Genomic DNA, 26,491 nt, shown 5'->3' with positions numbered 1-26,491 from the left:
GGGTTTAGCCGAGAACGACTTGCGAGACGATGTTGCGCTGCACTTCGTTGGAGCCGCCGTAAATCGTGGTCTTGCGCATATTGAAGTAAGTGGATGCCAGCGGCGCGTCGCCCGGCAGGCCGCCGGGGAAGTCGCCTTGCCAGCCGGCTTCCATGGCTTCTTCAATAAAGGGCAGGCTGAAGGGGCCGGCGGCCAGCATCATGAGCTCGCTGTAGCGCTGCTGGATCTCGCTGCCGCGAATCTTGAGCAGGCCGGCGATGTCCAGCGAGTTCTTGCCTGATTTTTCGGCCGAGAGCACGCGCAGCACCAGCATTTCAAGCGCCACCACGTCGACCTCGAGCTTGGCGATCTCGTCGCGAAAGCGCTGGTCTTCATACACGCCTTCGGCCTTGGCGATGCGCTTCAAGCGCTCGAGCTCGCGTTTGGCGCGGTTCACGTCGGCGATGTTGGTGCGTTCGTGGCTCAGCAGGTGCTTGGCATAGGTCCAGCCCTTGTTTTCTTCACCGATCAGGTTGTTGGCCGGCACCTCGACGTTGTCGAACCAGACTTCATTGACCTCGGCCTCGCCGTCCAGCAGCACGATGGGGCGCACCGTCACGCCGGGCGACTTCATGTCGATCAGCAAAAACGAAATGCCGGTTTGCGGCTTGCCTTCATTGCTGGTGCGGACCAGGCAGAAAATCCATTCGCCGTACTGGCCCAGCGTGGTCCAGGTCTTCTGGCCGTTGACGATGTATTTGTCGCCCTGGCGTTCGGCCCGGCATTTGACGGACGCGAGGTCCGAACCCGAACCCGGTTCGCTGTAACCCTGGCTCCACCATACTTCGCCGCTGGCAATGCCTGGCAGGAAGCGCTTTTGCTGCTCGGGGCTGCCAAAGGCCATGATGACGGGCGCCACCATCACCGGTCCGAAGGGCACCACGCGCGGCGCGCCAGCCAGTGCGCACTCTTCTTCAAACAAGTGCTTTTGCACGGCATTCCAGCCCGGGCCGCCAAATTCCTTGGGCCAGCCGTGGCCCAGCCAGCCTTTTTTGCCGAGGATCTTGGCCCAGCGCTGCATGTCGTCACGCGACAGGCGCAGGGCGTTGTGCACCTTGTGCGAGATGTCCTTGGGCAGGTTGGCGTGAACCCAGGCGCGTATCTCTTCGCGAAAGGCCTGTTCTTCAGGGGTGAAAGCTAAATCCATGGCGAATGTCTCCAGGCCGGTTGGCGGGTATGTCTACGGTCGATTTTCTATTTTTAGCACGGTCGTTCGCAATTTTATGTCTCAGTTGGGACATTCGTGCCATTGAGTTTGATGCGTGCGGCGGGGCGGCGGTGAGCTGTTATCTGCCGCGTTCTAAACTAGAGGGCTATGGCAACTGCGCAGAAAAACATCGTCATCCTGATTTCGGGCGGTGGCTCCAACATGGCCGCCATCGCCCGCGCCGCTCAAAAAGAGGGCTGGCGCAACAAATGGGGGGTACAGGTAGCCGCTGTCATCAGCAACAAGGCGGATGCCCCGGGGCTGGCCCTGGCCCAAAGCCTGGGAATTGCTACCGAAGTTGTGCCGCACAAGTCGTTTGATTCCCGGGAGGCTTTTGATGCGGAACTCATGGCCCGCATTGACCGGCATTCGCCCGCGCTGGTGGTGCTGGCCGGTTTCATGCGCATTTTGACGCCGGGCTTTGTGCAGCACTACGCCGGCCGCTTGATCAACATTCATCCTTCGCTGCTGCCGGCCTTCACGGGGCTGGACACCTACCAGCGCGCCATTGATGCGGGCTGCAAGGTGGCGGGCGCGACGGTGCACCAGGTCACGGAAGTACTGGACCACGGGGCCATCCTGGCGCAGGCGGTGGTGCCTGTGCTGCCGGGCGACACTGCCAGGACGCTGTCTGCCCGCATCCTGACGCAGGAACACCTGATTTTCCCGCAGGCTGTGCGCGCGTTTTTTGAACCTGCTGCCTGAGCTTTGCCCGCGTGCGCGGTGAAAAGCATTGATGCGTCCTGATTGATACGTTTGATTTGAATCCAGCCGGTCTTCGGCCCCGTATTCATGTCAGCCGCTTTGAAAACCCTTCCGGTTGCGGCTTGCGTATCTACTTCATCAACATCAGTTCAAAGGTATTCACATGCAGACAAAACACAAACTGGCATCCGTCGGCGTGGCCATCGCCCTGTCATTGGCTGCCGCATCTTCCTTCGCCCAGGTCATGGTGGGCGGTGCGCCCATGCTCGCCAGCAAGGACATCATCGACAACGCAGTCAATTCCAAAGACCACACCACGCTGGTCGCCGCCGTCAAGGCAGCGGGTCTGGTCGATACGCTCAAGGGCCCGGGCCCGTTCACCGTGTTTGCGCCCACCAATGCGGCCTTTGCCGCATTGCCCGCCGGCACGGTCGACACCCTGCTCAAGCCCGAAAACAAGGGCATGCTCACCGGCATCCTGACCTACCACGTCGTACCCGGCAAGTGGGACGCCGCAGCCATCAGCAAGATGATTGCCGACGGCAAGGGCATGGCCACCATCAAGACGGTGGCCGGTGGCACGCTGGTGGCCAAATCGGCCGGCGGCAAGGTCACGGTGACCGATGAAAAAGGCGGCTGGGCCACCGTGACCATCGCCGACGTGTACCAGTCCAACGGCGTGATCCACGTGGTCGATAAGGTGCTGCTGCCCAAGTAAGCCGGCACTTCTTTCCCGAGCCCGTGCGCGGCCTGCCGCGCGCGGGCTTTCGTGCGTTGGCCTACTTCTGGTTCAGCATATACAGCGCCGCCTTCACGATGCTTTGAGCATCGACGCTGAAGAATTCACGCAGCGCGGCGCGCGTGTCGCTGCGGCCAAAGCCGTCGGTGCCCAGGGTCAGGTAGTGCCTGCCTTCGGGCACAAAGGCGCGGATGCTTTCCGGCACAGCGCGCACATAGTCGGTGGCGGCAACGATGGGGCCGGTGCTGCCTTGCAACTGCTGAGCGATGAAGGGCGCAGTCACAGCGCCGTCATTGATCGCCTCTTGCTGGCAAGCTGCACCATCACGCGCCAGCTCACTCCAGCTGGTCACGCTGAAGACCGTGGCCTCAATGCCCTGCGTGGCCAGCTGCTGCGCAGCCTTGATTACCTCGGTCAGGATCGCTCCGGAGCCCATTAAAACGACTTTTTGAGCCTTTTTTGAAGATGTTTTAGGGCTATGGGGCAATAAGGACGAGCGCGACCAGCTATTGAATTGATAGCACCCGCGAATGATGTCCGCTTCGGAGCCGGCTTGCAAATCAGGCTGGGCATAGTTCTCGTTCATCAGCGTGACGTAGTAGAAGACGTCCTTTTGCTCGACCATCATCTCCTGCATGCCGCGGTCCAGGATCACGGCGAGCTCGCCCGCGAAGGCCGGGTCGTAGGCCTTGCAGTTTGGGATGGTCGCGGCGATCAGGTGGCTGGTGCCGTCCTGGTGCTGCAGGCCTTCACCGCCCAGCGTGGTACGGCCCGAGGTGGCACCCAGCAGGAAGCCGCGGGCGCGCTGGTCGGCGGCAGCCCAGATCTGGTCGCCCACGCGCTGAAAGCCGAACATCGAGTAATAAATATAGAAGGGCAGCATCGCCAGGCCGTGCACGCTGTAGCTGGTGGCAGCGGCCGTCCAGCTGGCCATGGCGCCGGCTTCGCTGATGCCTTCTTCCAGGATCTGGCCGTCGAGCGCCTCGCGGTAACTCAGCACCGAGCCGATGTCTTCCGGCGCATAACGCTGGCCCACGCTGGAGTAAATGCCCACCTGCTTGAACAGGTTGGCCATGCCGAAGGTGCGCGCCTCGTCGGCCACGATGGGCACGATCTTCGGGCCCAGCGCCGCGTCTTTCAGCAGGCCGCCCAGCATGCGCACAAAGGCCATGGTGGTGCTCATCTCTTTGCCGTCGGCAGCGAGCGCGAATTGCGCGTAAGAGGGCAGGGCTGGGATGTTCACGATGTCGGCCGCCGTTTCACGCCGCGGCAAATAGCCGCCCAGTGCTGCGCGTTTGGCGTGCATGTATTGCATCTCGGCGCTGTCGGCGGCGGGCTTGTAGAAGGCCAGGTTTTTGGCTTGCTCGTCAGACAGCGGCAAATTGAAGCGGTTGCGAAATTCGATCAGCTCTTCGCCGTCGAATTTTTTCTGCGAATGCGTGGTCATTTTGCCCTGGCCGGCGCTTCCCATGCCGTAGCCCTTTTTGGTGTGCGCCAGGATCACCGTGGGCTGGCCCTGGTGGCTGGCCGCCGCGGCGTAGGCGGCATGGATCTTCACCAGGTCGTGGCCGCCGCGTTTGAGGCGGTCGATCTGCTCATCGGTCATGCCCTGGGCCAGGCGTGCGAGTTCAGCGTTCTGGCCGAAGAAGTTGTCGCGGTTAAAGCGCCCGTCTTTGGCGGCAAAGGTTTGCATCTGGCCGTCCACCGTCTGCGCAAAAGTTTTGGCCAACGCGTCCGTCAGGTCACGTGCGAACAGGCCGTCCCAGTCGCTGCCCCAGACCAGCTTGATGACATTCCACCCGGCGCCGGCAAAAAGCTTTTCCAGCTCGTCGATGATGCGGCCGTTGCCGCGCACCGGGCCGTCGAGCCGTTGCAGGTTGCAGTTGACGACCCAGACCATGTTGTCCAGCCCCTCGCGGGCGGCCAGCGTCAGCGCGCTCATCGATTCGGGCTCGTCCATCTCGCCATCGCCGAACACGCCCCAGACTTTGCGGCCCGTGCAGTCGAGCAGACGCCGGTGCGTGAGGTAGCGCATAAAGCGTGCGTGGTAGATCGAGCTGATCGGGCCTATGCCCATGGAGCCGGTCGGGAACTGCCAGAAGTCCGGCATCAGGTACGGGTGCGGGTAGCTGCACAGGCCTTGCGCGCCCTGGCTGGGCGCGGTCAGCTCCTGGCGGTAAAAGCCCAGGTCTTTTTCGTCCAGCCGGCCTTCCAGGTAGGCGCGCGCATACACGCCCGGTGCGCTGTGCGGCTGGAAGAACACCAGGTCGCCGCGGTGTTGGCCGGGGCCTGTGCCTTCGCGTGCGCGAAAGAAATGGTTGAAGCCGGTTTCAAACAGATCGGCCGCGCTGGCGTAACTCGCGATGTGGCCGCCGAGCTCGGCCGAGCCGCCGGTCTCGGCCTGGTTGGCGCGCACGACCATCGCCAGCGCATTCCAGCGCATCAGCGAGGCCAGGCGCTCTTCCATCGCCAGGTCGCCGGGAAACACGGGCTGCTCGTCTACGCCAATGGTGTTGACGTAAGGCGTGGCCAGTTCGGGCCGCCAGCCGATGCGCTGCTTGCGCGCGACGCGGCTCAGCTCATGCAGCATTTCGCGTGCACGGGCCGGGCCCTGCGTAAGGGCCAGGGCTTCAAACGCCTCACGCCATTCGGCGGTTTCCTGCGGGTCAGGGTCAGCGGAAGGATCGGTGTAAGAAGCGGCCTGCATCAGTAAATGGTGGGGTGTGGAGTCGTTCATGGCACTGATCACTGTACGCAGATTCATCCGGAAGGTGTTGCTTCAATATCGGGGTATGACACCATTTAAAAGCATAAAATGCTGTAAATAACGAATTTTGAAGATGATGCAGCTCGATAACCTTGATTTTAAGATTCTGGATGAGTTGCAGCGGGATGGCTCGCTGACCAACGTGGAACTGGCGCGCCGCGTGCATCTGAGCCCTTCACCGTGCCTGGCGCGCGTCAAGGCGCTGGAGGCCGCCGGCGTTATTGATCGCTATGTGGCCATTGCCAACGCGGCGGCGCTGGGTCTGGGCTTGAATGTGTTCATTTCCATCAGCCTGCGCACGCAAAGCAAGGAGTCGCTGGCCGACTTCGAGCGGCGCATCGCCGAGCACGACGACGTGATGGAGTGTTATTTGATGTCGGGCGACAGCGACTACCTGATTCGTGTGGCGGTGGCCGACATCGGTGCGCTGGAAAAATTCATCCTTGAGCAGCTGTCGCCGATTCCGGGCATCGAGAAGATACGCTCGAGCTTTGCGCTCAAGCAGGTCAGGTACAAGACGGCCTTGCCCTTGCCTGTGACAAGGGCGCCCTGAATCTGCCGCCAGGGTCTCAGCGGCCCGGGGCTGAAGCCTGTTCGCTGGTCAATGCCGGGTGCGAAATTTCAATTTCGTTGATCTTGGCCAGCAGGTCTTCCCGACGGCTCATGTCTTCCCCTGCGGCACTCACGGTATCGCTCGGTGAATCGACAAATTGTACATAGCGCTTTGTTCCGGCGGCCATCTGGTGCAGTCGGGACTTGAGCCTTTCAACCACCTCCTGCGCGGTTGTCTGGGCGCTGGGCGTGTCATGCCACAGGGCGACGTGCAGGTTGAAGGCATTCGCATCGCCCAGCTTTTCAGATGCGCGTATGCAGTCGGCCAGGATTTTGGTTGAAACTTCGGACAGGGTGGTGCGATTGACCGGGCCTTCCACCAGCATCATGAAGTCGTTTTCGCCATAGCGAACCACTGTGTCCACGTCGCGTGCTGCCCCGCGCAGGATTTCGCCGATGCGGGAAAGTGCGGCGGCGCGCTTCTGGTCGCTGGCCTCGTCATGGCTCGGAGCCTGGTCGAGCCAGCGCAACATCAATACGCCGAATGCCGACTTCTGCCTCCGCGCGCGCAGCAGCATGGGCGGCAGCCTGTCGTCGATGACCCGCGGCAACATCAGCCCGCTGGCCGGGTCGTAAGTCGCCAGTGCGGCGCTGCGGTGGTTGGCAAACAGTGCTGCCCGGCTGCGCCATGCCAGCACGAGGAAAACCCAGAGCAGGCCGATCATCGCCGACAGGACACCGGCTGCCTGTGCCGCTTCAACATTCCAGACCCAGCCCGCGTTGTAGGAAAGCCGGGCCAGCGCGGCCAGCCCGATGGGCGCGGCGCCCAGCAGGATGAGGAGGTTCCAGGTCTGTCCCCGCAAAGACATCCACAAGAGGCTTCCCATGATGGCCAGGGTGGAAAACGCCAGCCACAGGTTGCGAAGATCTCGCGGCACGAGGTTCTGGCTCGCAGCCATCAGGCAGGCCATGAACAGGCTGCCCGCCGTCACGGTGAGCAGCAGCCGGTGTATGCGCGGGTAGCCGCTCTTGGCATAGCTGGCCTGGGTGCAAAACCATGCACCGGCGGCCATGCTCACCGAGGCCGACACCCAGCCCATGACCTGGTTCAGGTGTGCGCTGTGCGGCCAGATGCGCCAGCCGCCATAGCCGATCAGCACCAGTTGCGTGAACATGAGCGTGACCACGACGGCGCCGAACCACAAAAATACCTTGTTGCGCGCCATGACGAACGCGGCCAGGCACAGAAAGGCCAGCAGGCTGAACATGCCCCACATCAGTCCGATCACCACGCCAACCCGGGACGCGCCGTCGATGTACTCAATGGGCGACAGCAGCATGGGCCGCGCCGTGATGGCCCTGCGGTGCTCAAAGCGCAGGTAGTAGGTCTGCATGCCGTCGCCGCGCGTTTGCAGTTCAAAACTCGGCACACGGGTGCGTAGCGCCCACGCGGCCGGGGCAATCGCTTCGCCTGCTGACTGGACCAGCCAGCCGCCTTGCGGGTTGCGCGAAAAAAGGCTCGCCTTGAAGATCGCCTGGCCCGGCATCCGTATGTACCAGGTCTGCAGGGCTTCGGTGGCCGGCAGTGAAAAAGTGGCCCAGACATCCTGAGTGTTCGAGGTGGGCAGGATGGAGTCGTCTGTATAGGGCTGGAAGGTCCACGACCCGGTTGCGGGATCGCCGGCTGTCAAGGCATCAGGTGACTCGATGGAATCCTTGGGCACCGCGACCCATTGCAGCGGCTGGGCCAGTGTGATTGTGGGACTGTCTTCGTACAGGCGGTCAAAGACCTGTGCATGGGCTGCGCCGAAGAATGCGCAGAGCAACATCAGGAAAAAAGCACGCAGGCTTGCCGTTCGATACATCTGTATAGCTTATTGCAAAAAAACGGCCTGCCCGGAAGGCCTTAGCCCTGCCGTGCAAACACCCGATGCGGACCCGGGGGCGCTGTGTGTAATCAGGGCGTCACATGCGTTGGCCACCATCCGGCTTTCTTCAACAGTGGATTGCCCATGCCTTCTTCCCGTTTTGCCGCCAATCGGCGCCCTGCATTCAAATCTCTCTTCAAAGCCATCCTTCCTGCGCTGGCAACCGTTGCGCTGGCTGCGCCGCTGCAAGCCCAGACCGCCTTTCCGGCCACGCTGGCCGGCCATGTGGTGGCGCCCGCCCGGTCGTTTATTGCAGCGCCCAAAGATGCGCCGCAGGACCTGCAGGTCAGCGGCAAGTTCACCAATGGCAAGCGCACGGAAGCGCTGGGCACGGTGGAGGGCCTGTCTGCCGGCAGGCCCACGGGTGTGAGCCTGCCTTTCAAGGGCCAGCCTTTGCAGGGCCATTCAGGCATCAAGAAAATGCCCGACGGCAGTTTCTGGATCCTGACCGACAACGGCTTTGGCTCCAAAGCCAATTCACCGGATGCCATGCTGTACCTGAACCGCTACAAGGTCGATTTCAAGGCTGGCGCCATGAAGCGGCTGGAAACGATTTTTCTGCACGATCCCGATAAAAAAGTGCCGTTCCGCATCGTTCATGAAGGCACGAAGCAGCGCTACCTCACGGGCAGCGACTTTGACACCGAAAGCTTCCAGTTCGCCGGTGGCGCCTTGTGGATCGGCGACGAGTTCGGCCCTTTCCTGATCAAGGCCGACATGAAGGGCAAAGTGCTGGCGGTGTTTGACACGCTGGTCGACGGCAAGGCCGTGCGTTCGCCCGACCATCCGGCTGTGACGACTCCCGGCGTGCCAGGCGGTGCGGTGGATTTCCAGGTTCGTCGCTCCAAGGGGTTTGAAGGCATGGCTGCTTCGAAAGACGGCAGCAAGCTGTATGCGCTGCTGGAGGGCGCGCTGTATGACGCCGCCACCAAAGGCAATGAAAACGTGGGCGGCAAGGACTACCTGCGCGTGCTGGAGTTTGACGTGAAGAGCGAATCCTGGACCGGCCGCCACTGGAAATACATGCTGGAGAGCAACAGCCACGCGATCGGCGACTTCAACATGATCGACGGCACGACCGGCCTGATCATCGAGCGCGACAACGGCGAAGGCACGGCCGACAAGGCTTGCCCGGAAGGCCAGAAGCGCACGGACTGCTTCCACGACATCGCAAAGTTCAAGCGTGTCTACAAGGTGGAGTTGAGCGACGCCAATGCCGGTGGTGCGTTGCGCAAGATCGGCTACATCGATTTGATGGCCATTGCCGACCCGGCGAAGCTGGCGCGCAAACCCCTGAACAACGGCGTGCTGACCTTCCCGTTCTTCACGATTGAAAACGTGGACGTGGTGGACGCCACACACATCGTGGTGGGCAACGACAACAACCTGCCGTTTTCCAGCAGCCGCGAGCCCAACAAGGCGGACGACAACGAGCTGATCCTGCTGGAAGTGGGTGATTTCCTCAAGGCGCAGTAAGCCCGCGCATCAGGCGTGAGCGAAGTTGCTATTACTTTTATAGCTGCTAGCGCACGTCCTGATTGGCCTGCAGGCCAAAAATAACTTACATTTTTGACTGAAAAACCAGCCCGGCGTGCTCGCGCAGCGCATGAAACTTGATCTTGGGCCACTGCTGCTCCACGGCACGCAGGGTGGCGCTGTGATCCACCAGCAAGGTGGGTGCATCGACCGCATCCAGCGCCACGCGGTGGGCGTTGGCGTCCATGAATTTCTTCAGTTCGTTCGGGTCCTCGGACGTCACCCAGCGGGCCAGGTTGAAGTTGCTGCCCATGATGCGGGCCTTGACGCCGTACTCATGTTCCAGGCGGTGAGCCACCACTTCAAACTGCAGCTGGCCGACAGCGCCCAGCAGCAGCAATGAGCCGGCAATCGGGCGGAACACCTGGATCGCGCCTTCTTCACCGAGCTGCGTGAGGCCGGCGCGCAGCTGCTTGCTGCGCAGCGGATCGGCCACCTCGACGGCGCGAAACATTTCAGGCGCAAAGAAGGGCAGGCCGGTGAACTGCAGCGCTTCGCCTTCGGTCAGCGTGTCGCCGAGCTGCAGCACGCCGTGATTGGGAATGCCGATGATGTCGCCGGCAAAGGCGGTGTCGAGCAGTTCGCGGCGCTGGCTCATGAAGCTCACCACGGTGTTGGGCCGCAGCTCTTTGCCGCTGCGCACCACCTTCAGGCGCATGCCGCGGGTGAACTCGCCGCTGGCCACACGTAAAAATGCAATGCGGTCCCGGTGGGCCGGGTCCATGTTGGCCTGGATCTTGAACACCACGCCGGAGAATTTTTTCTCTTCGGGGTGCACCACGCGCTGGATGGCTTCGCGCTCGGCAGGCGCGGGCGCCAGGTCGACCAGCGCGTCCAGCACTTCCTGCACGCCGAAGTTGTTGATGGCCGAGCCGAAGAACATGGGCGTCTGTTTGCCGGCCAGGAATTCGGCGCGGTTGAATTCAGGCGTGGCGCCGGCCACGAGTTCGATTTCGCCCTGGGCCTGCGCGTATTCGGCGCCAAAACGCTTGGCGGCTTCGGCGTTGTCCAGGCCGGCCAGGATTTCATCGTCGCCACCGGCTTTTTCTTCGCCGGGGCTGAAGACGCGCATGCGGTCTTCGCGCCTGTCGTAGACACCATGGAAAAGCTTGCCCATGCCGACCGGCCACGTGAAGGGAATGACCGTCATGCCGAGCTCGCGCTCGATCTCGTCCATCACGCTCATCGGGTCCTGCACCTCGCGGTCCATCTTGTTGACGAAAGTCAGGATGGGCGTGTTGCGTGCGCGGCAGACCTGCAGCAGGCGGCGAGTCTGCGGCTCAACGCCGTTGGCCGCGTCGATCACCATCAGTGCGGCGTCCACGGCGGTCAGCACGCGGTAGGTGTCTTCCGAGAAGTCCTGGTGGCCCGGTGTGTCGAGCAGGTTGATCACGCAGTCGCGGTATTCCATCTGCATGACCGAGCTGGCCACAGAGATACCGCGCTGCTTTTCAATTTCCATCCAGTCGGACGTGGCATGGCGTGCGGCCTTGCGGGCCTTGACGCTGCCGGCGATCTGGATCGCGCCCGAGAACAGCAACAGCTTTTCGGTCAGCGTGGTTTTACCCGCGTCGGGGTGGGAGATGATGGCAAACGTGCGGCGGCGCTTGACCTGTTTTTCGATTTCAGTGGATTCGGACATAACCCACGATTATCGGTGAGATGGCCCCCACGCTCCGCCGCTACGTGCCTTCGGCGTTCGCTGCCCCTTTCCTATGAGACAGGGGCTGGCCTTGCTTGGGGCGGCCCGGCGCGGCCGCCGGCGTTTCTCTTATTGGGGATGCGGTGCTTAACCAGGTTGCCGGGCAAATCGCGGTTGTTTCACCCCGTCGATCACGACCTCTTCATTGAACATGGCGGCGGGCCGTACCCACAGGCCTTTTTCGCCATACAGCGCGCGGTACAGCGTCATCGGCTCCAGGCTTTCGCTGTGGCGCACGGTGCCGACCACCTCATACAGCATGCCTTTGTAGTGGCGGTACAGACCGGGTGGGGTTTCGATCAGGGGAGGCAATGCGTGGGCGGTGGCTTCTGGCATAGGAATCAGGGATTTAAAAATATTGCGCGGTGGCTCGGTGGGACAATGGAGGCTATGCATCCTAAAGCCTTACTCGACAGTTGTTCCGAGCTTCTCAAGCAGGTCCTCAAATTTGATCATCCCGCCGACATGGTGGTGTCGCGCTATTTCCGCGACTATCGCCTCGGCCCCCGTGAACGTGCCACCGTGGCGGAAACGATTTACGGTGTTCTTCGCAAGAAAAATCTTTATACCTATCTGGCCCAGCATGGCAGCGGCGCGCCGGAGCGGCGTCTTGCGATTCTCGGTTTTGCGGCGGACCGCGACTTTCTTTTGGGTGCGCTGACCGACCAGGAAAAAGACTGGCTGGCGCGTTGCGACCAGGTCAAACCATCGGACCTGATGGAGCTGCATCGCCACAACCTCCCGCAGTGGCTGGTTGATCCGTTGAAAGAGCAGCTTGGTGATGATTTCTGGCCGCTGGTCGAGAGCCTGAACGCACCGGCCGGGCTTGATTTGCGCGTCAACACGCTCAAGGATAAACGGGCTGAAGTCCAGAAGGAGCTTGCGAAAGCGGCTATCAAAACCGTAGCAACACCGTATTCGCCCTGGGGCCTGCGCATTGCCGACGGCAAGCCCCAGCTGGGCAAACTGGATGCTTTCACGCGTGGCGCCATTGAAGTGCAGGACGAAGGCTCGCAGCTGTTGGCCCTGCTGGTCGATGCCAAGCGAGGTGAGATGGTGGTCGACTTTTGTGCAGGGGCGGGCGGCAAGACCCTGGCCCTCGGGGCTTCCATGCGCAATACCGGGCGCCTTTACGCGTTTGATACGTCGGGACACCGGCTGGATGCGCTCAAGCCGCGGCTGGCGCGCAGCGGCCTTTCCAATGTTCATCCGGTGGCTATTGCCCATGAGCGTGACGACCGGATCAAGCGCCTGGCCGGCAAGATAGACCGGGTCCTGGTGGACGCCCCGTGCTCGGGCTTGGGCACCTTGCGGCGCAATCCTGACCTCAAATGGCGGCAGACGCCCAAGGCGATTGAAGAGCTCAGGGCCAAGCAAACTGCCATTTTGCAGAGCGCTGCGCGGCTTTTAAAGCCCGGCGGACGCCTGGTTTACGCGACTTGCAGCGTTTTGCGTGAAGAAAACGAAGCCATCGCTGAAGCCTTTAGTGAGGCGAATAAAGAGTTCAACGTCCTTGAAACAGGGCCCTTGTTGACTCATCTGGGGGTGGAACACGCGGAAAAACTCTGCCGCGGACCCTACCTTCGGCTCTGGCCTTACCTGCATCAGACGGACGGGTTTTTCGCAGCAGTATGGCAAAAGTCGTGATATTTTTGGCGACAAAAGACGACAGATAGGCCGAAGTTACATATTCATTCGTGATTTTTCGCACTGTTTTGACCTTGGATCCTGTACTGAAAGTGACTTGGTATTTGTGGGGGATCGCCTTACAATAAACGGTTATTTTTTGCAGCGCCTGGAGACACATCTGGATGGGCGACTGCTTCAGATTGTTTAAAGGATTTTTATGATCTTGTTTGATGCGGCCCTCGACTGGCTTGCCAATGGGTTGCTTGCCGCCAGCTGGTGGCAAATCGTGTTGTACACGCTGGTGACCACCCATATCACCATTGCCAGCGTCACCATCTATCTGCACCGTCACCAGGCGCACCGCGCCATGGACCTGCACGCGATTCCTTCGCATTTTTTCCGTCTCTGGCTCTGGCTGGGTACGGGCCAGGTCACCAAGGAATGGGTGTCCATTCACCGCAAGCACCACGCCAAGTGCGAAACCTCTGAAGATCCGCACAGCCCGCAGGCTTACGGCATCAAGAAGGTTTTCTGGGAAGGCGCCGAGCTGTACCGTGCCGAAAGCAAAAACAAGGAAACTATGGCCAAGTTCGGCCACGGCACGCCCAATGACTGGATTGAGCGCAACGTCTACACCCGCTATAGCTGGCAGGGCGTGGGCCTGATGATGATCATCGACCTGGCGCTCTTCGGTGCTGCAGGCCTGGCTGTCTGGGCCGTGCAAATGGCCTGGATCCCCGTGACGGCGGCCGGTATCATCAACGGCATTGGTCACTATTGGGGCTATCGCAATTTTGAGGCGCCTGATGCCAGCACCAACATTTCGCCCTGGGGCATCATGATTGGCGGCGAAGAGCTGCACAACAACCATCACACCTACCCGACGTCGGCCAAGTTCTCGGTCAAGCCCTACGAATTCGACATCGGCTGGGTGTATATCCGTGCCATGGAAAAAGTAGGCCTGGCCTCCGTCAAGAAGGTCCCCCCCAAGCTCCAGCTGGGTTCCATCCAGCCTGTGGCAGATGAAAAAACCCTGGAAGCCCTGATCGCCCATCGCTACGAAGTCATGGCGGGTTTCGCGCGCGAACTGCGCCGCGCCGGCAGGGCCGAACTCGAAGTGCTGAAGGCCAAGAAAGCCGACGTGTCCGTGTTGCGCGCAGCCAATCGCTGGCTGCACCGCGATGACGACAAGGTGCCGGCCGCCGCCAAACCCCAGCTGGCGCAGGCCCGCGCCGAACACCCCGTGCTGGACAAGATGGTCACCATGCGGGAAGAACTGCGCCAGATGTGGCTGACCACTTCCGCTTCCCGTGAGCAGCTGGCTGCGGACCTGCAGGCCTGGTGCCACCGTGCTGAGGAAAGCGGTATCGCCGCCTTGCGCGAATTCTCGATGAAGCTGCGGGCTGCCCGCACCTGACCTGACGCTACATATCCGACCTGGTCACCCGGTCGAAACTTCAAGGCCGCTTCCGGAGAAATCCAGCAGCGGTTTTTTATTGTTCGGCGCAAAGTACGAGTTCCATGATCGAGCGCCCCAAGATTTGGTAATGGTAGGGTCGCTACCAGCGCCCTGATCAGGGCGTCCGAGATTAGTCATCTTCTGCACACAGAAGAGCCTTCTCACGTGAATTGCGCTGAACCTGACACGCTCTCGAGGTGAAAGCGCTGTCCCACATTCGACAGCTGGTGGTCGCGCCCACTGACGAGCCAAACGCTGCCAACGGCAGGTCGTAGTGCGTGAGGTTCTTCCTCCAGGAAGCCGGCTGTTTGCCAATACTCGAGGCAAGAATGGYGGAAACAGCGGCGCACTTGATGCAGATTCACACACCCGAAACTCAAAACGGGCTATTGGGTCGATGCAGCGCAATTGATCTCGACTTCACACCCACTTCATACAGTTCATCAAGACCTCACAGGCGCGTATCAGACTGCACCTATCGAAAGCCGAGTGCATCAACCTGGTGTTTTCATTTCGAAGAAAGGTCGGTCTGTGAGTTCAATCCGTAGCGTCGCTACTCTTCCGCCATACACACGAATTTTCGGTCCGGTAACGACAAGAAAGACTGTCCGACTTTTAATACTGTATCTGCTGCTCGTTACGGGCGGCTCGGCTTTGCTGCTTTTCGGGCATCAGGATGGCTTGCAGATTTTCGGCTTGGGGTTGATGGTGCCGGGCGGCGGATTTCTGGCGCACGCCGATATCTGCACAGGCAGTGGCATAGGTCATATAGCCGCCTGGCTGTGCTCGGTTGGTGCCTTGGCGTTTGCGCTGTTGGTCTGGTTTGGCACGGGCAATGTGTTGCTGCCTCCGCTTGTTTGGCTCGGTTCGGCGTTTTGGGCCGCGAGCATGAGCCATGGTGCAATTCAGCCAGGTGTGGTTCTTAATGTGTACTGCGTGCTCGCGCTGTTTGCTGCGGCGGGCTGCCTGTCGATGCTGGCCTGGTTTATGTTTTCAGGCCGGCAAAGGCGCATCGATAACGATTACCTGGTCCGACAAATGGCTCGATTGGACGTGATCTTCACAGCCCAACCATCAAGGCAAAAACCGGAAATGTCTTTGGCGCATCTGCGTCGTCTGAGGTTCGCACTCGATCGGGCTCTGCAACCTTTCGATGAATTTTCGGGATTCGAGCAACGCGATCAATTTCAGACGGCGGCGCTTCGGTATCAAGTCAACTTTCTGGCTTATGGCATTGCCTTGACGCAGGCACGCTTCACGCCTGCGTTAGGCGGGTACATGAGCGACGCGCAAAGCAGGTTGCTGAACAAGCAGACACAGCATCGTGCATGGGCCTACTGGTCGCTGGAAAATCTATGGGGAAACTTGCGGTGGAACTCCGACCCTGCTGCCCGTGAAAACATCATGTACACGGGCTTCGTGGCGCTGCAGATGGCCTTGTTCCAGGCCAGCACAGGAGGTCAGGAGTTTTCGAAAAAAGGTGCCTTTACGCTGGTGCATCCGAACGGAAAACGCTACGAACACAGTTTTGAGTCCTTGCTGTCCAGTTTGGAAAAAGAATACGAACGTTCACCCTTCTATTTGATGGCCTGCGAGCCCAACTGGGTCTATCCCCTGTGCAACACAATGGGAGCCGCGGCATTGCGTGCCCACGATGCGCAGTACGGTCAGATGAAATGGGCCGGTCACGCGCCAGAGTTCCGCCGGCATCTGGACGCGGAGTTTCTGGATGGCATGGGTCGCTACGTGCCATGCCGTTCTACGTACACGGGATTGGCCTTGCCGGCCATTGGTGGTGCAATGCCCCTGGCGATGCCCTGCTACTTTTTGAATGCGCTGGAACCTGACCTGGCGCGTCGCCAATGGCTGTTGTTGAGACGTCAGCTGTTCGATAGTCGTGAGGGACTTCGACGCAGTGAATTCTGGCCCATCGATACGGGAAACTATGGTTTCTCAAGAGGGAGTGCTTACGCGGCGACGGCCTTGGCGGCGGTAGAGTTGGGCGATGAGTGTGTGTATCAAAACTGCATGGATGCCCTGGAGTACGAGTGTCCAACTACTCTCAGTCATGGGGTCGCCCACAGGAATAAGGCCTCGGTATGGGCGCATGGTGTCGAGCTGATGGCGCACTCGGGAGGGCACGACAGCTTTCGAAACCTGATCAGTAACCCGCTTCCATCAAAAGGTCCCAGATTGGAACCCCTGTCCTATCCCGATGTGCTGGTTGCAGCTGCGCACTTCGATGCTGTGAGCAGCTCTTTGCAGGCGGTGCTGTACGGCGGAGCCGGTGATGGCATTAAGAGCTTGGGCGTGTCGGGCTTGCGTCCGTTGGCACCTTATCGGGTCACAGGCGCATGCCTGACGCAGGTTCTGGCTGATGACATGGGAAATGTGTGCTTGCAGATTCCGCTTGCTGGGCGCACCTGTTTGACGCTGGAGCCGGCCGGCGCGCTGTGATGGGTTGCTGTATTTTGATGGCCACGGTATGGGGCTGCTTGTATGGGTTGCAGGTTATGCAGGTGTGCACTGTTCGACGTTCATGTGTTGCCCAGGCTTGGCGCTTGGTAAACAGGAAGGATGGGAAATGAAAGAAGTCCCTCATGCCCGCGCAGCGCAACGATTCACTCTGGTCGCACGCCTCAAGAGCTTTGGTTATGCCTTCGAGGGGATTGCCTTGATGCTTAAAACACAGCACAACGCATGGCTGCATCTCATCGCCACAATACTAGTGACGGGGCTGGCCGGTTGGTGCCGAGTGGACGCCGGCGATTGGCGCTGGCTGATTGGTGCGATGACCATGGTTTGGATGGCAGAGGCCATGAACACTGCAGTGGAGTCGCTCTGCGATGTTGTGTCGCCACAATATTCATTGGCGGTCAAATGCGCAAAGGATCTTGCTGCCGGCGGCGTGTTAATTGCGGCTTGCGCAGCAGCGGCAACCGGTGTCATAACCTTCTGGCCCTATTTGGGAGATGGCCTATAAGTTTCCGTCGGTGGCCCTGCTCTTGGAGTTAGCCTGAGTTGGTTGCGGAGGTGGCTTGCCGGGTGATTGCGCTGTGCGTGACGCGCCCGCCTTTAAAGACTTGAATCACAGATGGAGCTTATGTGGATCAGATTTCGACAGGATTCAAACAAGCCGCGTAGCAACCTGCTTATTTGGTGGGAGTTTTGCTTTCTAAACCTCAAAAAATAAAGGACACCGAAGTGTCCTTTTCTGAATGTGCAGACCGGGCGGGTAGTTATTAACTACGCACGGACTCGTAACTATTTATTTCAGCTTGATTTCTTTGTATTCCACGTGCTTGCGTGCCTTGGGATCAAATTTCATGATCAGCATCTTGTCGGGCGTGGTTTTCTTGTTTTTGGTGGTCGTATAGAAATGACCCGTGCCGGCAGTCGATTCCAGCTTGATTTTTTCGCGTGCGCCTTTAGCCATGATGCTTCTCCTTAGACTTCACCGCGGGCACGAAGGTCCACCAGGACTGCATCGATGCCTTTTTTGTCGATCAAGCGCAGACCGGCGCTGGTGATGCGCAGGCGCACCCAGCGGTTTTCGCTTTCGACCCAGAAGCGGCGGTACTGCAGATTAGGCATGAACCGGCGCTTGGTTTTGTTGTTTGCGTGAGAAACATTGTTTCCCACCATCGGGCCTTTGCCCGTTACCTGACAGACGCGTGCCATGAGCACTCTCCGTAAAAAATTAGAAATCGGATGCTGGCAAAGGTTAAATCTGCACGAGACAGACCTGAAAATGCTCAGCTAAGCCATAGATTATAGCCTGAAAACTGATTTGTTCCAATTCCGGCGATTGAGAGCCTCGGCAGGGCGGCAAAAGAGCTGGAAAAAAGAGACAAAAAGAGGAAGTCAGCGCTTCCTCTGGTTATTAGGGGCCTTGTTCCAGGAAGCGCTGGGCATCCAGCGCTGCCATGCAGCCTGTTCCGGCGCTGGTAATCGCCTGACGGTAAACATGGTCCTGCACATCGCCGGCAGCGAAGACGCCTGGAACGCTGGTCATGGTGGCAAACCCCTGCAGGCCGGTTTTGGTGATGATGTAGCCGTCTTTCATTTCCAGCTGCCCTGCAAAGATGTCTGTGTTCGGCTGATGGCCGATCGCGATAAAACAGCCTTTGAGGGTGATGTCCTGCGAGGCATCGCTGTTTGTGCACTTCAGGCGGACACCGGTCACCCCTGAAGCGTCACCGAGCACCTGCTCCAGCGTGTGGTGCAGTTTGAGCTCGATCTTGCCTGCGGCCACTTTTTCGTGCAGTTTGTCGATCAGGATGGCTTCGGCCTTGAATTTGTCGCGGCGGTGTACCAGCGTGACCTTGCTGGCGATGTTGGATAAATACAGTGCCTCTTCGACAGCGGTGTTGCCGCCACCCACCACGCAGACCTCTTCTCCGCGGTAGAAGAAGCCGTCACAGGTGGCGCAGCCGGAAACGCCACGGCCCATGAATGCCGTCTCCGACTCCAGGCCCAGGTACTTGGCGGAGGCACCGGTGGCGATGATCAGCGAGTCGCAGGTGTAAGTCCCGCTGTCGCCCGTCAGGGTAAAGGGGCGTTTGCTGAAGTCGACCTTGTTGATGTGGTCAAAAATAATCTCGGTCTTGAAGCGCTCGGCGTGCTCCAGAAAGCGCTGCATCAGGTCGGGCCCCTGCACGCCATGCACGTCGGCGGGCCAGTTGTCGACCTCGGTGGTGGTCATGAGCTGACCGCCTTGCGCAATGCCGGTGATCAATACCGGGTTGAGATTGGCGCGCGCCGCATAGACAGCTGCGGTGTAACCCGCAGGCCCTGAACCGAGGATAAGGACTCTGGAATGTTTCATGATGAAAAACTGATTGGGAAAGTGTAAGAACTCATGTAGAGTCGTGCCGCATAAGTGCAGCGTCAAGTAAAAACAGCTGCTGGTACTTTTCAGGCATTTGATTTCTTATGAGATTACGTGCCATTGTAAGAACTCACGCGACTAGCCGTCCGATGTGAGGTTGGGAGATATCTGCTATGACAACGATGGTGTCTAACCTGGAACTGATTCGCCGGGTCCCTCTTTTTTCCGTGTTGACTGCCAGCCAGGCTGCATCGGTCGCCGATACCGTGGTCAAGCGCCGGTTCAAGCGCGGCGAGCCTATCGTGGAGCAGGGCAAAAAATCCAACGCCCTTTCCATCATCCTGACCGGCCGCGCGCGCGTCATCACCACGGATTCCCGGGGCCGCGAGGTCATTCTGGCCACCATGCACCCCGGCGACTATGTGGGTGAAATGAGCCTGATCGACAACGAACCTCACTCCGCCACGGTGCGCGCCGAGATCCAGACCGATGCCCTGATCCTGGGCCGCTTGGAGTTTGCACGTTGCCTTCCGGAAAACAGCTCAATGGCCTATGCCGTGCTGAAGGGGCTGGTCCAGCGACTGCGCCATGCAGACCGGCAGATTGAGTCGCTGGCCCTGATGGATGTGTATGGCCGTGTGGCCAGGGCATTGCTCGAATTCGCCAATGAAGACGGCAGCGGAAATGCCGTGATCCGCGACAAGGTTTCAAGGCAGGATCTGGCCAAGATGGTCGGCGCTTCGCGCGAAATGGTCAGCCGGGTGATGAAGGATCTTGAAGAGCGCGGATTCATCGAAACCCGCGACGATGGCTCGCTTTTGGTGAAAGAGCGTCTTCATACGCTGGGATAGGGCCCTGGCAGACCCCTGCCGTACGGTTTGGCGTCTCTGGCGCCCTCAAAGGCCTTACCCAACTGCGGTAAGCTTGGTACTGCAACCCGGAAATATCGAAACATGAAAGCGCGTCTTCGTACCCATGGCGGCGTTGCAAGCCTTGCGAAGGCATATAGCCTTCGCTGCGGCCCGCGCCTTGCCCTGGGCACGAATCCATCCCTTTCATTTTGTCTCGCTACTTCCGGCTTGCAGTACTAGCCGGGCCATGACTTACTCACTCGATACCCTGAACTCCAGAAATTCCCCAGCCGCGGGCGCGCCCAGCGGCATCAAACGCTTTGCCCATGAAGTCAGCCTGATTCTGGGCCTGCTCGGCCTGATTTTCTGGCTCGCGGCACTGCTCAGCTATTCTCCGCAAGACGCTGCCTGGTCAACATCCGGTACCGCTGATGTCCTGGGTGGCGCCCAAGCTGCGTCCCGAAACTGGGGTGGCCGCCTGGGCGCATGGCTGGCAGATGCGAGCTATTTCCTGCTGGGCTTTTCCGTCTGGTGGGCATTGGCGGCAGGCGCCCAGGTCTGGTTGTCTTCATTGGCGCGCTGGCTTCGCGGCGAGCCCCTTGCTGCCGATTCATCCCATTCCGCCGGCCGGATCCGGTTCTGGCTAAGCCTGCTCCTGCTTTTACTGGCCAGCGCGGCGCTGGAATGGTCCCGCCTGTATCGTTTTGAATTCAGGTTGCCCGGCCACGCTGGCGGCGTGCTGGGTTACCTGGCTGGAACGCAGGGCGAGAAATGGCTGGGTTTTGCTGGTTCAGGCCTGGTTTTTATTGCGCTCGGCGTGATCGCCGTGTCCGCCGTGTTCGGCTTTTCCTGGGCGCATGTGGCCCTGCGTGTTGGCGCGTGGATTGACAACCTGATTGACTCCCGCCGCGAAAAGCGCGAAATTGCCGAAGACCTCGCCTTCGGCAAACTGGCCGCGCGTGAGCGTGAAGAGACTTTGATCGACGAGCGCATCGAGATTGAAGAGCACCACCCGGTGCCGGTCCTGATTGAGCCCGTGCTCGTGGATATTCCCAAAAGCGAGCGCGTGGCAAAAGAACGGCAAAAGCCGCTCTTCAGTGAAATGCCCGACTCCAAGCTCCCGCAGGTTGATCTGCTGGACGGTGCGCTGACACGCCAGGAGACCGTGGCCCCCGAGACGCTGGAAATGACCTCGCGCCTGATCGAGAAAAAGCTGAAGGATTTCGGCGTCGAGGTGCGTGTCGTGGCCGCCGCTCCCGGCCCCGTCATCACACGTTATGAGATCGAACCCGCCACGGGCGTGAAGGGCTCGCAGGTCGTCAACCTGGCCAAAGACCTGGCGCGCGCCCTCAGCCTCGTTTCCATTCGCGTGATCGAAACCATTCCCGGCAAAAACTACATGGCGCTGGAGCTGCCCAACGCCAAGCGCCAGTCCATCAAGCTCAGTGAAATCCTGGGCTCGCAGGTCTACAACGAAGCCAAGTCCATGCTCACCATCGGCCTGGGCAAGGACATTAGCGGCGCTGCGGTGGTGGCTGACCTCGCCAAGATGCCGCACTGCCTGGTGGCCGGTACCACCGGCTCCGGCAAGTCGGTCGGCATCAATGCCATGATCCTGAGCCTGCTCTACAAGGCCGATGCGCGTGACGTGCGGCTGCTGCTGATCGACCCCAAGATGCTGGAAATGAGTGTCTATGAAGGCATTCCGCATTTGCTGGCGCCGGTGGTGACCGACATGCGCCAGGCCGCCCACGGCCTGAACTGGTGTGTGGCCGAAATGGAAAAGCGCTACAAGCTCATGAGCAAGCTGGGCGTGCGCAACCTGGCCGGTTACAACGCCAAGCTCGACGAGGCCAAGGCCAAGGGCGAATTCATCTACAACCCCTTCAGCCTCACGCCCGAGCAACCCGAGCCGCTGGAACGCCTGCCTTACATCGTGGTGGTGATCGACGAGCTGGCCGACCTGATGATGGTGGTCGGCAAGAAGATTGAAGAGCTGATCGCCCGCCTGGCGCAAAAAGCCCGGGCCGCCGGCATCCACCTGGTGCTGGCCACCCAGAGGCCAAGCGTGGATGTGATTACTGGCCTGATCAAGGCCAATATCCCGACCCGCCTGTCTTTCCAGGTCAGCAGCAAGATCGACAGCCGGACCATTCTTGACCAGATGGGCGCTGAGGCATTGTTAGGAATGGGTGACATGCTTTACATGCCGAGTGGTACAGGCTTTCCAATTCGGGTGCATGGTGCGTTTGTGAGTGATGACGAAGTGCACCGCGTGGTGGCCTACCTCAAGCTGCAGGGCGAACCCAATTACATCGATGGCGTGCTGGAAGGCGGTACCGTCGATGGCGAAGACGGCGACTTGCTGGGTGATGGCAGCAGTGGCGGTAACGGCGGCGGTGAAAAAGACCCGATGTACGACCAGGCCGTGGAAGTCGTGCTGAAAAACCGCAAGGCCAGCATTTCATTGGTGCAGCGTCATCTCAAGATCGGCTACAACCGCGCTGCGCGGCTGGTCGAAGACATGGAAAAAGCCGGGCTGGTCAGCGCCATGAGTGGCAGCGGCCAGCGCGAAATCCTGGTGCCCTCACGGGCGGAGTGACGATCATGAAGAAATATTTTGCTACTGTTTTGATAGCTGCTTGCGCCCATTCCGTATGGGCCGACGGCCTGGAAAGCCTCGAAACTTTCGTGAAGACCGTCAGCAGCGGCCGCGCCGAGTTCACCCAGGTGGTGACGGCGCCCGGCAAGGACGGCCAGGCTGCACGCAGCAAGACGTCGAACGGTACGTTTGAGTTTTCGCGGCCCAACCGTTTCCGCTTTGTCTATAAAAAGCCTTTTGAACAAACCATCGTGGCCGACGGCCAGACCCTGTGGCTCTATGACGCAGACTTGAACCAGGTCACCTCGCGCAAGCTGGCCCAGGTACTGAACGGAACCCCGGCCGCCGTGATCGCCGCTGCTGCAGACCTCAAGGGCCTGCAAGCCGATTTCAACCTGGCGTCCTTGCCTGACAGAGATGGTTTGCAGTGGATACAGGCCAAACCCAAAACCAAAGACGGCCAGTTGCAGAGCATCAGTGTCGGTTTCAAACCGACCGGGAAGGGCAGCGAACTCGCCATGCTGGAAATCCTTGACAGCTTTGGCCAGAAGTCAGTGATGACCTTCAGTCAGTTCGAGATCAACCCTGCACTTGGCCCTGCCGCCTTCCAGTTCAAGACGCCGGCTGGGGCGGACCTGATTCGCCAGTAAACGCCTGCGGTGGTTTTCCCATGCCGGTTTCAATTCCCGGATTCATGGTGGTCATCAAACCCGGTTTTCTGGCTTTCTCACTGACAGTTTGATTCTGTATTCTGCGACGATATTGTTTTTTTCGCGCGCCATGATTTCCAGCTCTTCGCCTGAAATTTTCCCCTCCGAAAACATCTGGCTGTAGGGGTCGGCGATGACTACGTCTACATGAGTGGTCACAAAATCTACACTCAGATAATGGGCAAAAGGTGAGTTGGGAATGCCTTGCAATTTCCACTCGTCATTGTTTTTCTTGTCAAACAGTGCAAACAGGGCGGGCGTGATGATTCGCACATGCGTAGGATCGTTGATGAAATTGTCGTGCCTGGGATGGGGTACGTTGATTTCAATCACAGCATTGTTTTTGCATACGCGATAGAGTTCTTTCATGATTCCCAGAAAAACACTGGATTGCTGGCCCATGTGCTCAAGAGAGTGATTGAAGGCGACGGTATCGACTGAACTGTCGTCCCACATCCACGGGGTCACTTCCACGTTACAAACTACGTCCGGGTTGCATTCCTGAAATGCGTCCACGTTGACATATCCGGCAAACTTGTTGTGACCGCAGCCAATATTGAGTTTCATGAGGATTTACCGCAGTTTTTGATGAATGATGAGTCGGTGGTGATTATCGGTGTGTGCAAACACAAGCTGTTTGCGGGCCCCCGGACAGCGCTGATCAGACACTAGAAAACTTCTTGCGCCAACGACATGGCGCGCATGTACCCTTTATGCCAACGAAAAGCCAACCACTAGCAGAACGCTTGCGCCCCCAGTCGCTGGGCGAGGTTATCGGCCAGCAGCACCTGCTGGGCGAAAGCATGCCGCTGCGCATCGCATTTGAATCAGGCCAGCCGCACAGCTGCATCCTCTGGGGTCCGCCCGGCGTTGGCAAGACCACGATCGCACGGCTCATGGCGAGCAGCTTCGACGCCCACTTCATCACTATTTCCGCCGTGCTGGGTGGCGTCAAGGACATCCGGGAAGCGGTTGAGCAGGCGTCCATCTGGCAAGGGCAGGGCGGCAAGCGCACCATCGTGTTTGTGGATGAGGTGCATCGCTTCAACAAAAGCCAGCAGGATGCTTTTTTGCCGCATGTGGAAAGCGGTCTTTTTACGTTCATCGGCGCCACCACGGAAAATCCGTCATTCGAGGTGAACTCGGCCTTGCTCTCGCGCGCCGTGGTGTATGTGTTGCAGCCGCTGGAGGAGGCAGATCTCAAGCAAATAGTGGCCAAGGTGCTTGCTGAACATGCGCTACCAGCTATCGAAACCATAGCAAATGAAGCCGTTGACAGGCTGGTTGCCTATGCCGACGGCGACGCCCGCCGCCTCTTGAACACGCTCGAGTCCCTCAGCGTGGCGGCCAAGGCCGAAAAAGTGACCGACGTCGGCGACGTCTGGCTGCTCAAGGTACTGGGCGAGCGGATGCGGCGCTACGACAAGGGCGGCGAACAGTTCTACGACACCATCTCGGCGCTGCACAAGTCGGTGCGCGGTTCCGACCCCGATGCCGCGCTCTACTGGTTCATGCGCATGCTCGACGGCGGCGCTGAACCGCGCTACATGGCGCGCCGGCTGGTGCGCATGGCCAGCGAAGACATCGGGCTGGCCGACCCGCGTGCCTTGCGCATGGCGCTGGATGCTGCGGAAGTCTACGAACGCCTTGGCTCCCCTGAAGGCGAGCTGGCGCTGGCCCAGTGCGTCATTTACCTGGCGGTCGCGCCCAAGTCCAACGCGGTCTATAGGGCCTTCAACGAGGCCAAAGCTCTTATCGCCAGGGACGGCACCCGCCCGGTGCCCCTGCATTTGCGCAATGCACCAACAAAGCTCATGAAACAGCTGGATTACGGCAAAAACTACCGTTACGCCCACGACGAGGAAGACGGCTTTGCCGCGGGTGAGAATTATTTTCCGGAAGGCATGTCACCTCCAGGTTTCTATCGCCCCGTCAACAGAGGGCTGGAGATACGCATAGCTGATAAGTTAAATGAGTTGAAAATTAAGAACAATAAGAAAAACTGATAAAAAACAAAAGCCGCTGATAAAGGTGGATTCGGCCCGAAAATTTCACTTTCTCAAGGGTAAACCCCGCGAAAACCGCACCGCTGGCTCGATTCTCGCTAGAGACGCTTGGCTACAATTTGCGGATTAGCTCGCCAACTTCACCAGCCATCCGGCTTTGATAGGCGGGCTTTTTGTTAACTCAAGCCAGTCACCGGCGATCCCGGTGGATGGTGGCCGCCAGGCGGAGTTCGCAATTTCATCAATTGGACGGGAGAGTGAGTTATGGAAGTTTTGCTACAGCAGATCATCAATGGTCTGGTGCTGGGCAGCATGTATGCCTTGATCGCCTTGGGCTACACCATGGTGTACGGCATCATTAACCTGATTAACTTCGCACACGGCGAAGTACTGATGGTGGGGGCTTTGACCAGCTGGACCATCATTGGCCTGATGCAGGATTCCATGCCGGGCACGCCGGGCTGGATTATTTTGCTGATTTCGCTGCTGATCGCCTTTGTGGTGTGCGGCGCCCTCAATTTCGCGATTGAGAAAATCGCCTACCGGCCCTTGCGAAACTCTCCCAAACTGGCCCCGCTGATCACCGCCATCGGCATGTCGCTATTGCTGCAGACCCTGGCCATGATCATCTGGAAGCCCAACTACAAGCCCTATCCCACGCTGTTGCCTTCCGAGCCCTTCCAGGTCGGCGGTGCCGTCATCACTGTGACCCAGCTCTTCATCCTGGGTGCTACGGTTGTCTCCCTTTCCGTGCTGATGTGGCTGGTGCATTACACCAAGCTGGGCCGTGCGATGCGCGCCACGGCTGAAAACCCCCGTGTTGCGGCGCTCATGGGCGTGCGCCCCGACACCGTCATCTCGGCCACCTTCATTATCGGCGCCATCCTCGCCGCGCTGGCCGGCGTCATGTACGCCTCCAACTACGGTACGGTGCAGCACACCATGGGCTTCCTGCCGGGCCTCAAGGCTTTCACGGCAGCTGTGTTTGGCGGCATCGGCAACCTGGGTGGCGCGGTGCTCGGCGGCATTTTGCTGGGCCTGATTGAATCCATCGGCGCCGGCTACATCGGCCCGCTGACGGGCGGCGTGCTGGGCAGCCAGTACTCCGACATCTTTGCTTTCATCGTGCTGATTTTTGTGCTCACGCTGCGGCCTTCAGGTCTGCTGGGTGAGCGTGTAGCGGACCGGGCGTGACGCCGCGTCCATCCGGTACACAAGGAGAACATTC

Annotated in this window: 22 protein-coding genes; 13 read left to right on the top strand and 9 right to left on the bottom strand. The window is 59.6% G+C overall.

The genetic code is table 11. The features are described 5' to 3' along the window. Positions 1 to 4: 4 nt before the first annotated feature. Positions 5 to 1,186, bottom strand: coding sequence for an acyl-CoA dehydrogenase family protein (locus AC1DZE_RS09610; protein ID WP_477669682.1), 1,182 nt, complete (start codon positions 1,184 to 1,186; stop codon positions 5 to 7). Between the two features lie 168 nt (positions 1,187 to 1,354). On the opposite strand from AC1DZE_RS09610, the gene purN reads away from it, so the two are divergent. Then, positions 1,355 to 1,951: a phosphoribosylglycinamide formyltransferase gene (purN, locus tag AC1DZE_RS09605; protein ID WP_477699978.1), complete on the top strand. Its 597-nt coding sequence runs from the start codon at positions 1,355 to 1,357 to the stop codon at positions 1,949 to 1,951. Positions 1,952 to 2,114: 163 nt separating this feature from the next. After that, positions 2,115 to 2,669, top strand: coding sequence for a fasciclin domain-containing protein (locus tag AC1DZE_RS09600; RefSeq protein WP_477674094.1), 555 nt, complete (start codon positions 2,115 to 2,117; stop codon positions 2,667 to 2,669). Positions 2,670 to 2,730: 61 nt separating this feature from the next. On the opposite strand, the gene mdeB is transcribed toward AC1DZE_RS09600, so the two are convergent. Then, positions 2,731 to 5,427: an alpha-ketoglutarate dehydrogenase gene (gene mdeB / locus AC1DZE_RS09595; protein WP_477700095.1), complete on the bottom strand. Its 2,697-nt coding sequence runs from the start codon at positions 5,425 to 5,427 to the stop codon at positions 2,731 to 2,733. A 106-nt stretch (positions 5,428 to 5,533) separates the two neighbouring features. On the opposite strand from mdeB, the gene AC1DZE_RS09590 reads away from it, so the two are divergent. Further along, positions 5,534 to 6,010, top strand: a complete 477-nt coding sequence (locus AC1DZE_RS09590; protein WP_477670201.1) for an Lrp/AsnC family transcriptional regulator — start codon at positions 5,534 to 5,536, stop codon at positions 6,008 to 6,010. Positions 6,011 to 6,026: 16 nt separating this feature from the next. Here the strand turns inward: AC1DZE_RS09590 and AC1DZE_RS09585 are convergent, their stop codons facing one another. Next, complete coding sequence (locus AC1DZE_RS09585) at positions 6,027 to 7,874, bottom strand: sensor domain-containing diguanylate cyclase (RefSeq protein ID WP_477669678.1); 1,848 nt, start codon at positions 7,872 to 7,874, stop codon at positions 6,027 to 6,029. Positions 7,875 to 8,021: 147 nt separating this feature from the next. Here AC1DZE_RS09585 and AC1DZE_RS09580 point away from each other — a divergent pair, with 147 nt between their 5' ends. Next, on the top strand, positions 8,022 to 9,413 hold the full coding sequence (locus AC1DZE_RS09580) for an esterase-like activity of phytase family protein (RefSeq protein WP_477699977.1): 1,392 nt from the start codon (positions 8,022 to 8,024) through the stop codon (positions 9,411 to 9,413). An 85-nt stretch (positions 9,414 to 9,498) separates the two neighbouring features. Here AC1DZE_RS09580 and AC1DZE_RS09575 read toward each other — a convergent pair whose 3' ends face one another. Both AC1DZE_RS09575 and AC1DZE_RS09570 read right to left on the bottom strand, forming a co-directional pair. After that, the gene (locus AC1DZE_RS09575; protein WP_477669676.1) at positions 9,499 to 11,115 is read right to left on the bottom strand and encodes a peptide chain release factor 3; all 1,617 of its coding nucleotides are present in this window, start codon (positions 11,113 to 11,115) and stop codon (positions 9,499 to 9,501) included. Positions 11,116 to 11,262: 147 nt separating this feature from the next. Beyond that, the gene (locus AC1DZE_RS09570) at positions 11,263 to 11,511 is read right to left on the bottom strand and encodes a DUF1653 domain-containing protein (RefSeq protein ID WP_477669675.1); all 249 of its coding nucleotides are present in this window, start codon (positions 11,509 to 11,511) and stop codon (positions 11,263 to 11,265) included. A gap of 54 nt (positions 11,512 to 11,565) precedes the next feature. Here AC1DZE_RS09570 and AC1DZE_RS09565 point away from each other — a divergent pair, with 54 nt between their 5' ends. The 4 genes from AC1DZE_RS09565 (at position 11,566) to AC1DZE_RS09550 (ending at position 17,246) form a co-directional block, all read left to right on the top strand. Next, the gene (locus AC1DZE_RS09565) at positions 11,566 to 12,822 is read left to right on the top strand and encodes an RsmB/NOP family class I SAM-dependent RNA methyltransferase (protein WP_477669674.1); all 1,257 of its coding nucleotides are present in this window, start codon (positions 11,566 to 11,568) and stop codon (positions 12,820 to 12,822) included. Between the two features lie 199 nt (positions 12,823 to 13,021). Continuing rightward, positions 13,022 to 14,221 carry a DesA family fatty acid desaturase gene (locus AC1DZE_RS09560; protein ID WP_457279495.1) on the top strand — a complete coding sequence of 400 codons (1,200 nt, stop codon included), beginning with the start codon at positions 13,022 to 13,024 and terminating at the stop codon, positions 14,219 to 14,221. A gap of 723 nt (positions 14,222 to 14,944) precedes the next feature. Beyond that, positions 14,945 to 16,720, top strand: coding sequence for a linalool dehydratase/isomerase domain-containing protein (locus AC1DZE_RS09555; protein ID WP_477669673.1), 1,776 nt, complete (start codon positions 14,945 to 14,947; stop codon positions 16,718 to 16,720). A 127-nt stretch (positions 16,721 to 16,847) separates the two neighbouring features. Further along, complete coding sequence (locus tag AC1DZE_RS09550) at positions 16,848 to 17,246, top strand: diacylglycerol kinase family protein (RefSeq protein WP_477647988.1); 399 nt, start codon at positions 16,848 to 16,850, stop codon at positions 17,244 to 17,246. Positions 17,247 to 17,531: 285 nt separating this feature from the next. On the opposite strand, the gene rpmG is transcribed toward AC1DZE_RS09550, so the two are convergent. From rpmG to trxB, 3 genes are all read right to left on the bottom strand, one after another. Further along, entirely contained in the window at positions 17,532 to 17,699 is a 168-nt protein-coding gene (rpmG, locus tag AC1DZE_RS09545; protein ID WP_007863188.1) for a 50S ribosomal protein L33, read from the bottom strand. A gap of 11 nt (positions 17,700 to 17,710) precedes the next feature. Beyond that, positions 17,711 to 17,944 carry a 50S ribosomal protein L28 gene (gene rpmB, locus AC1DZE_RS09540; RefSeq protein ID WP_293403299.1) on the bottom strand — a complete coding sequence of 78 codons (234 nt, stop codon included), beginning with the start codon at positions 17,942 to 17,944 and terminating at the stop codon, positions 17,711 to 17,713. Between the two features lie 202 nt (positions 17,945 to 18,146). Then, positions 18,147 to 19,091, bottom strand: a complete 945-nt coding sequence (trxB, locus tag AC1DZE_RS09535; RefSeq protein WP_477669672.1) for a thioredoxin-disulfide reductase — start codon at positions 19,089 to 19,091, stop codon at positions 18,147 to 18,149. A 176-nt stretch (positions 19,092 to 19,267) separates the two neighbouring features. Between trxB and AC1DZE_RS09530 the strand changes: the two genes are divergently transcribed. From AC1DZE_RS09530 to lolA, 3 genes are all read left to right on the top strand, one after another. Next, the gene (locus AC1DZE_RS09530) at positions 19,268 to 19,945 is read left to right on the top strand and encodes a Crp/Fnr family transcriptional regulator (protein ID WP_431097946.1); all 678 of its coding nucleotides are present in this window, start codon (positions 19,268 to 19,270) and stop codon (positions 19,943 to 19,945) included. 247 nt (positions 19,946 to 20,192) lie between these two features. After that, entirely contained in the window at positions 20,193 to 22,547 is a 2,355-nt protein-coding gene (locus AC1DZE_RS09525; protein ID WP_477699976.1) for a DNA translocase FtsK, read from the top strand. A 5-nt stretch (positions 22,548 to 22,552) separates the two neighbouring features. Further along, positions 22,553 to 23,197 (top strand): outer membrane lipoprotein periplasmic chaperone LolA, encoded by a 645-nt coding sequence (gene lolA / locus AC1DZE_RS09520; protein WP_477669670.1) that lies wholly within the window; start codon positions 22,553 to 22,555, stop codon positions 23,195 to 23,197. A 54-nt stretch (positions 23,198 to 23,251) separates the two neighbouring features. Here the strand turns inward: lolA and AC1DZE_RS09515 are convergent, their stop codons facing one another. Further along, on the bottom strand, positions 23,252 to 23,824 hold the full coding sequence (locus AC1DZE_RS09515) for a class I SAM-dependent methyltransferase (protein ID WP_477669669.1): 573 nt from the start codon (positions 23,822 to 23,824) through the stop codon (positions 23,252 to 23,254). A 146-nt stretch (positions 23,825 to 23,970) separates the two neighbouring features. Here AC1DZE_RS09515 and AC1DZE_RS09510 point away from each other — a divergent pair, with 146 nt between their 5' ends. Both AC1DZE_RS09510 and AC1DZE_RS09505 read left to right on the top strand, forming a co-directional pair. Continuing rightward, positions 23,971 to 25,263: a replication-associated recombination protein A gene (locus tag AC1DZE_RS09510; RefSeq protein WP_477669668.1), complete on the top strand. Its 1,293-nt coding sequence runs from the start codon at positions 23,971 to 23,973 to the stop codon at positions 25,261 to 25,263. 264 nt (positions 25,264 to 25,527) lie between these two features. Then, positions 25,528 to 26,457: a branched-chain amino acid ABC transporter permease gene (locus AC1DZE_RS09505; RefSeq protein ID WP_477669667.1), complete on the top strand. Its 930-nt coding sequence runs from the start codon at positions 25,528 to 25,530 to the stop codon at positions 26,455 to 26,457. Positions 26,458 to 26,491: the final 34 nt, after the last annotated feature.

The organism is Polaromonas sp. P1_F1 (assembly GCF_056405795.1).
Note: the sequence above shows the minus strand (reverse complement) of the source record. Positions and strands in the feature narration are given on the sequence as shown.